Annotated in this window: 12 protein-coding genes; 11 read left to right on the forward strand and 1 reads right to left on the reverse strand. The window is 46.8% G+C overall.

Features of this window, described 5'->3' with window-relative positions; genetic code table 11:
• Positions 1-331: 331 nt before the first annotated feature.
• A complete protein-coding gene (locus AB1K83_RS02775) occupies positions 332-844 on the reverse strand; it encodes a gamma carbonic anhydrase family protein (RefSeq protein WP_413056628.1) in 513 nt (170 codons plus the stop codon).
• 113 nt (positions 845-957) lie between these two features.
• On the opposite strand from AB1K83_RS02775, the gene AB1K83_RS02780 reads away from it, so the two are divergent.
• The 11 genes from AB1K83_RS02780 to AB1K83_RS02830 all read left to right on the forward strand — a co-directional run bounded on the left by AB1K83_RS02780 (position 958) and on the right by AB1K83_RS02830 (position 13,396).
• Positions 958-1,746: an alpha/beta hydrolase gene (locus AB1K83_RS02780; protein WP_413056629.1), complete on the forward strand. Its 789-nt coding sequence runs from the start codon at positions 958-960 to the stop codon at positions 1,744-1,746.
• Between the two features lie 173 nt (positions 1,747-1,919).
• The gene (locus AB1K83_RS02785; RefSeq protein WP_413056630.1) at positions 1,920-3,911 is read left to right on the forward strand and encodes a methyl-accepting chemotaxis protein; all 1,992 of its coding nucleotides are present in this window, start codon (positions 1,920-1,922) and stop codon (positions 3,909-3,911) included.
• A 465-nt stretch (positions 3,912-4,376) separates the two neighbouring features.
• Positions 4,377-4,904 (forward strand): signal peptidase I, encoded by a 528-nt coding sequence (gene lepB, locus AB1K83_RS02790; protein WP_413056631.1) that lies wholly within the window; start codon positions 4,377-4,379, stop codon positions 4,902-4,904.
• Complete coding sequence (locus tag AB1K83_RS02795) at positions 4,901-5,488, forward strand: uridine kinase (protein ID WP_413056632.1); 588 nt, start codon at positions 4,901-4,903, stop codon at positions 5,486-5,488. Before lepB ends, AB1K83_RS02795 begins: the two co-directional genes overlap by 4 nt.
• Positions 5,489-5,546: 58 nt before the next feature.
• A complete protein-coding gene (locus AB1K83_RS02800; protein WP_413056633.1) occupies positions 5,547-5,726 on the forward strand; it encodes a hypothetical protein in 180 nt (59 codons plus the stop codon).
• Positions 5,727-5,822: 96 nt separating this feature from the next.
• Positions 5,823-8,000 (forward strand): ATP-dependent helicase, encoded by a 2,178-nt coding sequence (locus AB1K83_RS02805; protein ID WP_413056634.1) that lies wholly within the window; start codon positions 5,823-5,825, stop codon positions 7,998-8,000.
• Positions 7,997-8,377, forward strand: a complete 381-nt coding sequence (locus AB1K83_RS02810) for a fluoride efflux transporter FluC (protein WP_413056635.1) — start codon at positions 7,997-7,999, stop codon at positions 8,375-8,377. Before AB1K83_RS02805 ends, AB1K83_RS02810 begins: the two co-directional genes overlap by 4 nt.
• Positions 8,374-8,739, forward strand: coding sequence for a fluoride efflux transporter FluC (locus tag AB1K83_RS02815; protein WP_413056636.1), 366 nt, complete (start codon positions 8,374-8,376; stop codon positions 8,737-8,739). The genes AB1K83_RS02810 and AB1K83_RS02815 overlap by 4 nt, the downstream gene beginning before the upstream one ends.
• A gap of 54 nt (positions 8,740-8,793) precedes the next feature.
• On the forward strand, positions 8,794-10,848 hold the full coding sequence (locus tag AB1K83_RS02820; RefSeq protein WP_413056637.1) for a catalase: 2,055 nt from the start codon (positions 8,794-8,796) through the stop codon (positions 10,846-10,848).
• A 238-nt stretch (positions 10,849-11,086) separates the two neighbouring features.
• Positions 11,087-11,794: a thermonuclease family protein gene (locus AB1K83_RS02825; RefSeq protein WP_413056638.1), complete on the forward strand. Its 708-nt coding sequence runs from the start codon at positions 11,087-11,089 to the stop codon at positions 11,792-11,794.
• Positions 11,795-12,229: 435 nt separating this feature from the next.
• Complete coding sequence (locus AB1K83_RS02830; RefSeq protein WP_413056639.1) at positions 12,230-13,396, forward strand: ATP-binding protein; 1,167 nt, start codon at positions 12,230-12,232, stop codon at positions 13,394-13,396.
• Positions 13,397-13,440 lie beyond the last annotated feature (44 nt).

The following is a 13,440-nucleotide window of genomic DNA, read 5'->3' on the forward strand; positions in this document are numbered from 1 at the left end:
AAGCTGAGGGTTCTATTGTAATTGTTAGAAAACCGCTGATAATTTATAGAGGCGCCCATAACTTCCAGGGACCGCTCATAACCCCGGAGAAGCGCTCATAATTCGTTGGGAACGCTTATAACTCCGAAGAATCGCCCATAATCAATTGGGAACGCTTATAACTCCGGAGAAGCCCTGATAACTCGTCGGGGGCGCTCATAACTCCGGAAAACCGCTCATTATTTCTAGAACCTAGTTCAAAACTCGCCTCCATTCGCTCGAATCACCCATAACTTCCAACGAATACATCCAGCTATTCCTGCTTAGTGGAATTCCACTTCATTCTATCCTATCATTTCTGTAAACTCTTATAATACTGCCCTTTTTCCGCATACTCCCGGACAATTCGTTCCATATCTTTCCGGTCGTCGTCGTTTAATTCACGCACGACTTTGGCGGGGGAGCCCATTACCAATGTGTTGGGAGGCACTTTTTTTCCAGGGGGAACTAAGCTGCCGGCTCCGACGAAAGCACCTTCTCCGATTTCAGCTCCATCCAAAACGATGGCGCCCATTCCGACGAGGGCTCCTTTACGGATGGTGCAGCTATGGAGCGTCACTTGGTGTCCGATGGAGACTTCATCTTCCAGTACCAATGGTCGATTCGGACTTTGGTGAAGGCAGCATAAGTCTTGGATATTAACCTTTCTCCCGATTATGGTGGGTGAGACGTCTCCACGGATGACGGTGTTGAACCAGATTGACGATTCCGCACCGATTGTCACGTCTCCCGTAATTGTTGTATACTCTGCAATGTAAACAGACGGATCAATATTTGGGGTCTTGTCTTTATATGGATAAATCAATTCGTTCTCCCTCTTCCTCTAGTGGTGTATAATTATCGTAACAAAGTTCAAGTTTTTATTGAACTGAAAACGGTAAAAGAGAGAGTAGTCTATGAAAGATGAGGAGGATGCTCATGTGGAAATGGGAAGCGGACGGCCAGCCGAGGGCGGTGGCAGTCATTGTTCATAATGCCTATGAACATCATAACCGTTTCGCATGGTTGATCCAGAAACTGAGGGCTAGCGGTTTTCATGTCATAACTGGAGATTTGCCTGGCCATGGAGAAGAGACTGGTAGGAGGATCCATAATGAATCCTTTTCGACATACGTGGAGTTTGTCAAGAAACTGATAACAGCTGGCTTGGCAGATCACTTGCCACTGTTTGTTTTCGGGCATGGCTTGGGAGCGACGTTGGTGGCGCGCCTCTTGCAGACGGAAAAAGTGGAGTGCGCGGGAATTATCTTAAGTTCACCGTGGCTTTCGTTGAAACATCATCCGCCGAAATTTTCCGCGATGCTGACGAAATTTTCCTCCTCTGCGAAATTGAATCATGAAATCGGTATTGAACTATTGACCCGCAATTACGATAATTATGTTGATGCGCAAACAGACCGTCTGTATAATCCGGTTGTGACGGCGGCCTGGTATAAAGAACTGCAAACTTTTATGAAATCGGTTCTCCTGCATGAGGACGAGATTCAAGATGTGCCCGTCCTTCTTCACATCGGAGGGGACGATAAAATAACGGATATCGCCTATGCCCGGAGCTGGGTATGGAAACAGAAACTGTCGGAGGTTCAAATCAAACAGTGGAAGCGGCTCTATCATGATGTTTATCAAGAGCCCGAACGTGAGGAAGTTTATCTTTATTCCGAAGCATTCATGGATAACGTCCTGCGATCACTTGGATATGTTGTATGACACCTGTGAAAGGTGTCTTTTTTTTGTGGGAATAAAGAAAAGTTTCTTTCATTTGGGAATAGTTCGAAGTCAAGGGAAACCCTATCTTCTTCCAGTTCCTTAGTCTATAATCAAGAGGGTCTTCCCTAGTAGTCTATTGGGAGTAAACTAGATGAAATAAAGGAGAAAAGCATGTGAAGTCGATTAAAACAAAAATAATAATAAGCGTATTCGTCATGTTTTTTGTAGTGCTTACCATTATTAATTTATTTGTTAATCATCAAATGCAGAAACAAACGGAACAGGTGCTATACACACAAAGTGAAGTAGCGGTTACGGTCATGGGCCAGTCCATCGATAATTTCATGCTCCAATATGAGCAGGCATTGCAGTTGCTGGTCAATCATCCGGCTGTCGATGATTATATCGGTAGGCAGGAAGAAACGGGTTCCGCTGAAGCACCTCCACATGCAGGGATTGAAAAAGCGTTCGGCGATTTCATGGAGCAATTGCCGGCAACCGACTTGACATTTTTTACGTTGGAGAACAATGCCACAAAGTTCATGCCTCATATCGATCTCGAGAACTTTGATGCGACAAGCCGAGGCTGGTATGTCGATGCGAAGGCGAATCCTGACCAAGTCGTTTGGTCCGATCCGTACGTCGATTTGAACTCAGGACAGTATGTCATCACCGCTTCAAAGGCAGTGAAGAAAAATGGGGTGTTCATCGGAGTCATCGGAACTGATATCAGTTTGGCCACGATGACGGAGAGGATTTCAGAAAGTGAATTCGGGTTTGAAGGTTATCCGTTTTTATTAGATAAAAATGGGGAGGCGATCGTCCATCCAACCGGTGTTGCGGAAGATGGCGAGAAAGCAGATCTTTCTTATATGACCGCCGCAATTCAGGATGGTGTCGCGCGTTATGAAGAAAATGGAAAATCGATGGCTGCGGTGTCCACGGATATTCCGCGCTTAGGTTGGACGGTCGGTGCCGCTTTCCATGAAAGCGCTATTATGGATTCCGCAAAAGAGACGCGGAACCTTGTTATTATCATTTTCATCTTGGCAGAGCTTCTCATCGGTTTCCTGTTATGGATTCTGATCACAAAACTGATCAAGCCTTTGGATGTCATTGGTACCGAAATGGACAAAATGGCAATGGGCGATTTGAATGTCCATGCCGAAGTCAAATCGAAAGATGAATTTGGCAAGCTGGCTGACAACTTCAATGTCATGGCGACGAAGGTCCATGATATCATTGCGACGGTCCGCCAATCTGTCCAAGATGTACGTCTGTCCGCGGAGAGCTTAAGCGCCTCGGCGGAAGAAACGACTGCCATCAGTGAACAGATGGCGGGAGCAGTGGATGATATCGCGCAAGGAGCGACAAAGTCGGCGCATGATTCGGAGGATGCCACTCGGACGGTCGATTTATTGGGACAGCAGATCATGGGCATCCATGAGAAAGCGGTTGTCATGAGATCGATAGCGACGGATGCGGAGGAAGCGAATACAGAAGGGCGTGCCCAAGTGAATGAACTTCAGGCAGCATTTGCCGATTGGCGGACCAATTTACTGTCTATGGGTGATTCCGTCCAAGATTTGGATAATAAAGTCGAGGCAATTGGCGCCATTTTGCAGACGATTACGGAAGTGTCCGCCCAGACGAATTTGCTTGCGCTCAATGCAAGCATTGAAGCGGCACGGGCAGGCGAACACGGAAAAGGTTTTGCCGTGGTAGCGGAAGAAGTCCGGAAACTAGCGGAACAATCAAGCCGTGCAACCGATGAAGTGAAAGCGACCGTAGCGGAACTTCAAGAAGGCTCCCGTCGCGTGGGGGCTGAAATGCGTGAGACCGGCCAATCATTCCAGGATCGGGCCGTCGTGGTGACCAATACGGAAGCCACGTTTGCTAACATCTCCAATCTGATGCACACCTTGGAGCAATCCATCGCCAGTGTCTATGATGAAGTAGATGAAGTGGTACGGCATAAGGAGACTGTCTTGCAGACGATTGAAACGATGGCAGCCACATCTCAAGAAACAGCGGCCGCCAGCGAGCAGATCAATGCCTCCACAACAGAGCAATTGCACGCTATCCGGGAAGTCGCAGGATCCGCTGACCGTCTCTCCGGTCTCAGCGATGAGCTGCATGAAGCCATTAGCCAGTTCAAAGTATAACCCCCATTTTGTACACAATGTATCAGGCCCTTGGAAGTCATTTTTCCAAGGGTTTTTCTTATTGCTTAGGAAACTATAAAATCTTAGCCTGTGGATAATCTACTCAGCCATCGTAGTTACGTCTAGGCTCCGGGCGCCAGAGGCTCGGGGTCATAAGTCAAAGTTGCTCAAGAAACGTGCCTTAATTTCTGCAAATTACGCATAAATACGGCAAATCGAACCCTTCGCTGGTCGATTGGCAAAAAACGCCACGCCGCATCTTCGTCTTATGCCTGAGGCCGGCAGGATGACGGTCATGCAGCCGTTGCGACAGGACGTCGCGAACTTAGGCTGCGAACCCTAACTAGGCAGGCGCCCTGCGCTTTTGTTCTTTGAAGCCCCGTTTATACGAAATGTAAAATATCAATTCAAGTGAATGAATATGCTAAAATAGAGACATCTTTACGAGGGTGAGGGGGGTGCCGAATGTACGAGAGAAGCCATTATGATTTCTATTCATGGTTGAAATCCATTATGATCGCCTTCATCTTGGCTGTCTTGATCCGCCAATACTTGTTCACGCCTGTCATCGTATCGGGCCAATCGATGGAGCCGACGTTTGAGCATAACAATAAACTGGTCATTTCAAAAATTTATAAAATTCATCACTTCGATATGATCGTGTTTCATGCTCCAGGAACGGAAGATGATTTTATTAAACGGGTCATCGGATTGCCGGGGGATGTTATAGAAATGGTTGATGATACACTTTTTATTAATGGAAAAGTGTATGAGGAAGAATATATCCAGTCGATGAAAGCGCGGATCGGAGAAGGACAGAGGTTGACGGAGGATTTCGCCACCCAGGTGCCGGAAGGGAAATTGTTCGTTCTGGGGGACAACCGACGCAACAGTATGGATAGCCGAGTCCTGGGCTGCATTGACGAGGAATCCGTTGTGGGTGTTGTGAAATTCCGGTTCTCTCCTATTCGTGAAATGGGGGTGCCGAAATGAGGCATCTCCTGCCCGCATTCCGTGCGGATCGTACGGTCCTTATCGGTATTGACGGCCTCGGGGGCTCTGGCAAGTCAACGGCAGCCTTGGAATTGCAGCAGCAGATTGAAGGGTCTGTTGTGCTTCATCTGGATGATTTTATCTTCCCGAAGGCAATCCGCTATCAGGACGGGTTTGAAGAGTGGTATTGCTATTATTATCTTCAATGGCGATATGATTATTTGGTTGAACATGTACTAGCCCCGTTGAAACAGGGACTGTCCGTTAAACAAGACATTGAATTTTATAATAAAGTAACAGATCGCTATGATGTTCGAGAGCTCCATATTCCCGCAAGGACCCCGGCCGTGATTGTGGAAGGAGTCTTTCTCCAGCGAGAGGAGTTACGGGATTTTTTTAATACGATTGTTTTCCTGGAGGTAGATAGGGAAACGAGAACTGAACGCGTTATAAAGCGTGATTACTATATTGGCAATTCAGATGAAATTCTGAAGAAATATGAACGGCGATATTTTCCGGCGGAAGAGCATTATCTCAAGCTCCATGATCCGACTGCGTCTGCTGACGTTGTCATTCGTGACTAAATGGATTTCAAAAGGGGTATATTTATACAGATAAATACCTCAGTTTGGAGTGAACGTCATGCCAAAAGAAATAAAGGATTCGAATGCAGAAAATAAAATGCAGGATCCGAAGCAGATTGGCCAAGAATATTCGGATGAAGAGCGTCGCAAGAATGAAGTCGCCTCATCGGAATATACGGGCGGCGGAAAAGGCAAAGTGGACTTGCAACATGATAAAAACGAGACAGGCGGATTTTAATATGAGGATACCGGCCTTTGCACAACGGCGTGCAAAGGCTTTTGTCTGTTTTTGTGGTAAATTTATTTATAGGTATACATAGAAGGAGCTCGCAACATGGAAGATTTTTTTGAACGGAAAACAAGAGAACTGAATATCAGGTTGAATGAAGTTCAACAGCAGGCGGTCCGGGAGACGGACGGCCCTTTACTGTTACTGGCTTGTCCGGGATCGGGGAAGACGACGACGATGATTATGCGGATCGGCTATTTGATTGAAGAAAAAGGGGTGGATCCTGCCCGGATCAAGGCTGTCACGTTCAGTCGGGCGGCTGCTAAGGAGATGGCGGAGCGCTTTGTTCGATTTTTTCCGGATAGCCCGCCCGTGGATTTTTCTACCATCCATAGTTTGGCGTTTACGATTGCACGTAGTTACCTAAGCAAACAGGGAATCGGATTCGAATTGATCGAAGGGAGCGGAAAAGGCCGGGGAACGGTCAATAAAACGATTCTTTTAAAGCAGTTATATAAAGAGGCAATGGACGACGAGGCTTCGGAAGATGAGCTTTCCTCCCTATCCACATTTATCAGCGCTCTTAAAAACAGGATGGTTCCAATGGAGAAGTGGACGGCCGTGGAAGCACCGTTTAAGCTTGCAGGGCAAATTGCATTGAAATATGAGCGCTACAAATCCCAGAACAATCTCCAACGGTTGCTTGATTTTGATGATCTGTTGTTGATCGGGGAAGAGGCATTGCGCGTGGATGAACGGATGGCTGACCAGTTCCGGAGCCGTTATGACTATATATTGACGGATGAAAGCCAAGACACCTCACTCGTCCAGCATAAAATTGTGGAACATTTGGTAGCCCATCATGGCAATCTATGTGTGGTGGCGGATGACGATCAGTCGATCTATACATGGCGAGGGGCAGATCCTTCCTATTTGCTTGATTTCAAAAAGACGTATCCGGATGCGTCAGTGCTGCGCATGGAACAGAATTACCGGTCGTCCAAGGAAATCGTTGAAAATGCGTCCGAATTTATTAAACGCAACACCCAACGCTATCCGAAGGAAATGCGGACGGATAACGAGGGAAAAGGCCCAATCCATATTCAGCGGATGGATGACGCAAAACGTCAGCTCGACTACATAACATATGAATTGCTTAATGAGAAGCAACTGGGCGAGGTGGCGATCCTTTTCCGGAATAATGCTTCCTCCACTTTATATGTCAATGAATTGACCCGGCGCGGCATCCCATTTTATATGAAGGACGCCGACGATAAGTTTTGCTCCCACTGGATATTGAAAGACGTGCTGAATTTCATGCGACTTAGCTTCAATACGCAACGGAAGGACATCTTTGCCAAAATTATTATGAAAATGAACCTCTTCATTTCGCGTAATCAAGTGAGCCGGTTCTTGTCAGCGGAGACACCCGGGGATGTGTTTGACGGTTTAATTCAATCCGTTGAATTAAAAACAGATCAAGTCGTGAAATTAAAGGAATATCAAGAAGTGTACGCCAAAATTCCCGATATGCGGCCGGCCCAGGTCATCCGCATGATTCGTTATGAGTTGGAATACGAGGAGGCGTTACGGAGCAGGGCGGAGAAATACGGTTTCCGGTTGGATGGGCTGCAGGGGATTTTGGATACGTTGGAAGAAATCGCGGCTTCGGTGAAAACGATGGTGGAATTCGCCCATCGCTTGCAGGAGCTGGAGCAAGCGGTCCAGCAGGCCAAGTATGACCCGCCGAAAAATGCGGTGACCTTATCCACATTCCATAGCGCCAAGGGGCTCGAATTCCGTAGGGTGTTCATGATTGATCTTATCCAAGGCATCATTCCAACCGAAGAAGATGAGAAGAATCCCCTCATGCTGGAAGAGGCCCGCCGCCTGTTTTACGTCGGGATGACACGGGCGAAGGAGCGGTTGGAGCTACTGTCGTACCAGAAGTCGGGGAACAATCGGAAACGCGATTCACAGTTTATTAATGAAGTGAAGGATATACTGGCTGGAAAAAGTATGCCGGTGGCAGAAAGAAGGACGATTGCGATACAGCAAAGGAAAACAAGCGGCACATCCTTTGAATCAATCCCTTTGAATCCGAACGGTATCCGAAACCGGGAGGAGCTGGAGGAAGGGTTCGAAGTTGTGCATCGGGTGTTCGGCAAAGGAGTCATCGTGAAAGTGGAAGGGGAAGAAATTCATATCCTCTTCGGAAGCACGAACAAGAAGCTCTCCTTGGAAACGGTACTAGAGCGCCGGTTATTGGAGCCAGCACGATGAGAAGCTGGGTATGGGTCGGCCTGGCAGGGATGGCCGGGGCAAGTTGCCGTTTCCTATTCGGCCGATTGGTTGTGATGGATGTTGAGTTTCCGGTTGCTACGTTTTTGGTAAATATGATCGGCACATTCCTTCTATGCTATCTGGTCGCCGGTGCCCTCCCAAGATGGACGACTCGGAAAGAGCTGCAGGATGCCATTACGACCGGTTTTCTTGGGTCATTCACCACTTTCTCGGCGTTCGGGATGGAGGTCGTTCTATTGGTGGAACAAGGTCGGGTGGCCATCGCCGCACTCTATGTGGCTGCAAGCCTAATCGGAGGCATGGCGGTCGGGGCGGCGGGCTTTTATGCGGGCGGTAGGCGGAGGGGACACATATGACTTGGACGACACTTATTTTGGTGTGTATCGGCGGTTTTTTAGGTGCCATCTCCCGTTATTGGATTACGCGGAAATGGAATGATTCCGAAGGCTTTCCCACAGGTACATTGATTGCGAATTTGACCGGTTCCTTATTGATCGGTCTGGTGTTCGGAATGTCTCTCTCGGTTGGGTGGACAGCGTTATGGGCAACCGGCATAGCGGGTTCGCTGACGACTTTTTCCACATTGACGAAAGAGTGGCTGGAGCTATGGCGGCTTGGACAGAAACGGAAGGCTATGCTTTATCTGTTTGTGACCTACGGAGGCGGGTTCGTGTTGGTGTTTCTGGGCTATCTTTCCGGCAAAGGCTTGTTTGACTAAGATCCATTGGGGAATAGAGTAGGAGACTACTTGATTTGAATGGAGGAAATGATAGTGGAGCAAAACAAAAATAGCAAAGACAAGCAGCTGGACCTATTCCGTTCCATCGATAAAGGGAAGAAGCTGACGACCAATCAAGGACTTCGAATTTCCGAAGATGAGCATTCTTTGAAAGCCGGTTATCGCGGTCCGACGCTGATGGAAGATTTTCATTTCCGGGAAAAGATGACCCATTTTGACCATGAACGAATTCCGGAGCGCGTCGTGCATGCGAGAGGATATGCAGCGCACGGCGAGTTTGAATTATACGAATCCATGGCACCTTATACAAAGGCTGCTTTTTTACAGAAGCCGGGTTCCAAAACGCCTGTCTTCACGCGATTTTCCACAGTGGCGGGGAGCCGGGGTTCCGCCGAGACGGTTCGTGATGTACGGGGCTTTGCCGTAAAGTTCTATACGGAGGAAGGCAATTATGATCTGGTTGGAAATAATATCCCTATATTTTTCATACAGGATGCGATCAAGTTCCCGGATCTCGTCCATGCGGTGAAGCCGGAACCGCATAATGAAATGCCACAAGCAGCGTCCGCACATGATACGTTTTGGGATTTTGTCGCCAACAATCAGGAATCGGCCCATATGATCATGTGGCATATGTCCGACCGGACGATTCCACGCAGCTTCCGGATGATGGAAGGGTTCGGTGTCCATACATTCCGTTTCGTCAATGCCAAAGGGGAAGCCCATTTCGTGAAATTTCACTGGAAACCGAAGTTGGGTGTCCATTCCTTAGTTTGGGATGAAGCGCAAAAGATCAACGGGAAAGACCCCGATTTCCATCGCCGGGATTTATGGGAATCAATCGAAAAAGGAAATTTCGTAGAGTATGAACTGGGCGTGCAATTGATCGAGGAAAAAGATGAATTCATGTTCCCATTCGATATATTGGACCCGACGAAAATTTGGCCGGAAGAGATCGTGCCGGTGAAAATTATAGGGAAGATGACATTAAATCGCAATGTCGACAATGTGTTTGCGGAGACGGAGCAAGTCGCCTTCCACCCGGGTAATGTCGTGCCGGGCATTGATTTTACGAATGATCCATTGCTGCAGGGAAGGCTGTTTTCCTACACGGATACGCAGTTGATCCGTCTGGGTGGTCCGAATTTCCATGAACTCCCGATTAATCGGCCTGTTTGCCCGTTCCATAACAATCAGCGGGACGGCTATGGACGGCAAACAATCAATGTCGGCCAAGTGAGCTACCATAAAAATTCCTTGGCGAATAATACGCCATCTACATCTACGGAGGAGGAAGGCGGTTACGTCCACTACCAAGAGAAAGTGGAAGGGCGGAAAATACAGGCGCGCAGCGAATCATTCGCAGACCATTTTTCCCAAGCGAAACTGTTCTGGAATAGTATGTCGATAACGGAGAAGAAACATATCGTCGACGCGTTCAGCTTTGAAGTTGGGAAAGTGAAGGATAAAAATGTGCGTCAACAAGTCGTCGACATGTTCGCCAATGTGGACGTCGGCTTGGCGACAGCGATAGCGGAAGCGGTCGGCGCAGAATTCCCGACAGGGGTGGAGGAGTCGCCTGTCACCGATACGTCACCAGCCTTGAGCATGGAAAATACGGTGAAATTGCCGGACACCCGAAAAGTCGCTGTCTTGATCGGCCGTAATTTCAACGGAGCCGAAGTCGAATCGGTCGTAAAGGCCTGTGTGGAAGCCGGCGTCCAAGTCGATATCATCAGCGAAAAATTCGGCATTCTCTACGGAGAAGACAAATTTGCAGTCGACGTGGATGAAACCTTCCTGACCGTCCATCCGGTCTTGTATGATGCACTGTATGTCGTTGGCGGGGAAGCGGATAATCCGAAGAAGTTCAGGATGGATGCCGCCGATTTTATCGATGAAGCGTATCGCCATTATAAACCGATTGGCGTGGCGAAAACGGGGATGGCTTTATTCGAGGGATCGGACGCTGTCGCAGGGCCCGGCATTGTGATCGCTGACACGGCGGCCCATTTCAATGAGGACTTTATTGCTGCCATCGCTGCACACCGCCATTGGGATCGCGAAGTCTATGGATGGGAAGATTGAGTGTCGAAAAACCGCCTGAGGGCGGTTTTTTCGTTGGTAGGTGAGGAGGCCGGAGGGAGCCATGAGAGTTGCCGAGATTGTCCTTACAGTTCTCATTCCAGCCATGACAGCTCCCGAAATGATCCACAGCCCTAACCTCCTGACAATGTCCACATTTTTCATCCCCGCCATTTGAACCGATTCTCTGAAACTGGTACCATGGGATGGCGGTATTTGAGAATGAAAGGAAGGACATCCTTTGACTAAAAAATTACAGGCGGGCCTTTGGGTTATTTTTCTTGGATTGGTGTCGGTCTTTTTATATGACACTTTCGGGAATGAGGAGCAGACTACCTCACGAGAGGGGCTTATCCCGGTTGAACTGGTGAAGACGATTGATGGAGATACGATAAAGATCATGTACGACGGGAAAGAGCAAAATGTCCGCTATTTACTTATCGATACGCCCGAGACGAATCATCCGAGACTCGGAAAGCAGCCATTTGGAGAAGAAGCGAAAGCGCGTAACGACGAATTGATTCGAAGTGGCAAGCTGGAAATTGAGTTTGATATTGGTGAACGGGTTGACAAGTATGGGCGATTGCTCGCGTATATCTATGTAGATGGAGAGAGCGTTCAGGAAAAGTTACTGGAAGAGGGCCTTGCGCGGGTGGCTTATGTGTATCCGCCAAACACGCGTCACTTGGATCCATATGAAAAGGCGCAGGCTACAGCGAAGAAAATGGGGCTTGGCATCTGGTCCATTGAAGATTACGCGACCGAGCGAGGGTTTGACAGCGACGCGCATGATGAAGAAAAAACCGAGGAAGTGCCGACTTCGGGTCCGGTGGAATCATTTAAAAACTGTACGGATTTACGAAAGAAATATCCGCACGGTGTGAAAAAAGGGCACCCTGCCTATTCGGAAAGAATGGATGGCGATCGGGACGGTTATGCTTGCGAATAAAGTAAGGTAGGCGGCCTTTCTTGGACGGTATTGGCAACTAATATTTAGAAGAGGCAGTCTGAAAAGTGATTTAATAAACTTTTCGGGCTGCCTCTTTTACTAGTTATCCTGATCGGGTTGTGAGAAGTCATAAAAGTGTCATGATTCGATATAGAAATCAAATTTTTTTACCGTGCTCATCTGCTCTGCATATTTACTCCATATTTATTCTTTATAATAATTTTCAGAAGAAGAGAGGGGTAAGTTCAAGTGAACAGAATCTCTACAAAGTTAACATCCTACTTTTTTATTTCTGTATTAGTAATGGAAACTTCACTAATGCTTTATCTCCATCAAAGCATCATTCATTCGAGGATTGACGAAGAGTTCTCTCGATTGATGGCAAACGGTTCAAATCATCGGGACGTTCTAATCGAGTATTATTCGGAAACGACAATGAAACACATCGTATTAATGGAAAAAGACGGGGATCGAGAGGTCGTCATCACGAATAATCAAGGTAGTATTATATTTAGTTCCGAGGGAAATATAGCAAAATATCTTCCGCAAGTAAAAGAATTAGATTTGCAAGCAGACAAGGTATTAGTTTCTGATTGGGAAGATTCTCCTTATATCATCAGTGCACATCCTTATCATGTGGATTCTCAACACTCTGGTTTTGTCATTATGTTTCAAAGTACAAAGTCGATTGAGCAATTGGTTGGGAAATTGAATATGCATTTTGGACTGGCAGGTGTGACCAGTGTGGTTGCGCTATTTATTATCTATGCAGTTCTGTCCAAGTTTCTCACTCGCCCTTTAATACGAATGAAAGAGGCGACTGAGAAATTGAGTAAAGGAGATTTTGATGTAAGTCTCCCATTCATAGGAAAGGACGAACTTGGCGAATTATCGGTATCGATACAAAAACTTGCGAATGACTTACAACGATTAAAAAAAGAACGCAATGAATTTCTTGCGTCCATAGCTCATGAATTAAGCACACCTTTGACGTATTTGATCGGTTATTCAAAAGTAGCGATGAGACAGGGCTTGGATGAAAAGGAACGTGAGCATTACCTGAAAATTATTGAAGAAGAATCAAATCGAATGAAAGATCTGGTTAAAAACTTATTGGATCTAGCGAAAATGGATGAGAATACTTTCACCGTATCGAAGGAGTATTTTTGGGCACGTCCATTTCTTGAAGATGTTTATAAACTTGTTAGACCGTCATTTGATCTAAAGGAGCTTAAACTCAATCTCATTTGCAAGGAGGATTTTGAAATCTATGCCGATTCCTTACGATTGGAACAAGTGGTATTGAATTTATTGGACAATGCCTTGAAATATTCAAATAAAAATACAACAGTTACGCTGGAAGCCCGGAGAGAAGGAGAAAGGACAGCCATTTCCATAACGGATGTTGGAATCGGCATTCCTTTTGAAGAGATTGAGTTTATTTTTGAGAAATTATACCGTGTAGAAAAGTCGCGATCGCGTTCTTTTGGTGGATCTGGAATTGGACTTGCAGTTGTAAAGGAGCTTGTCGATGCGCACAATGGAAGCATTGAAGTGGAGAGTACATTAGGGCAAGGAAGCACTTTTATAGTTAAAGTTTAACTTGATATAGCAAAGTTATTTGTTTTGATAGCGTAGCGGCAAGA

Origin of the sequence: Sporosarcina sp. 179-K 3D1 HS, from assembly GCF_047228905.1 — a bacterium.
Lineage (GTDB): Bacteria > Bacillota > Bacilli > Bacillales_A > Planococcaceae > Sporosarcina.

Coding starts and splice junctions, on each gene's coding strand:
- lepB (WP_413056631.1), top strand. CDS start 4,377: ATGTACGAGAGAAGCCATTATGATTTCTATTCATGGTTGAAATCCATT.
- AB1K83_RS02805 (WP_413056634.1), top strand. CDS start 5,823: ATGGAAGATTTTTTTGAACGGAAAACAAGAGAACTGAATATCAGGTTG.
- AB1K83_RS02830 (WP_413056639.1), top strand. CDS start 12,230: ATGAAACACATCGTATTAATGGAAAAAGACGGGGATCGAGAGGTCGTC.
- AB1K83_RS02815 (WP_413056636.1), top strand. CDS start 8,374: ATGACTTGGACGACACTTATTTTGGTGTGTATCGGCGGTTTTTTAGGT.
- AB1K83_RS02800 (WP_413056633.1), top strand. CDS start 5,547: ATGCCAAAAGAAATAAAGGATTCGAATGCAGAAAATAAAATGCAGGAT.
- AB1K83_RS02810 (WP_413056635.1), top strand. CDS start 7,997: ATGAGAAGCTGGGTATGGGTCGGCCTGGCAGGGATGGCCGGGGCAAGT.
- AB1K83_RS02780 (WP_413056629.1), top strand. CDS start 958: ATGTGGAAATGGGAAGCGGACGGCCAGCCGAGGGCGGTGGCAGTCATT.
- AB1K83_RS02795 (WP_413056632.1), top strand. CDS start 4,901: ATGAGGCATCTCCTGCCCGCATTCCGTGCGGATCGTACGGTCCTTATC.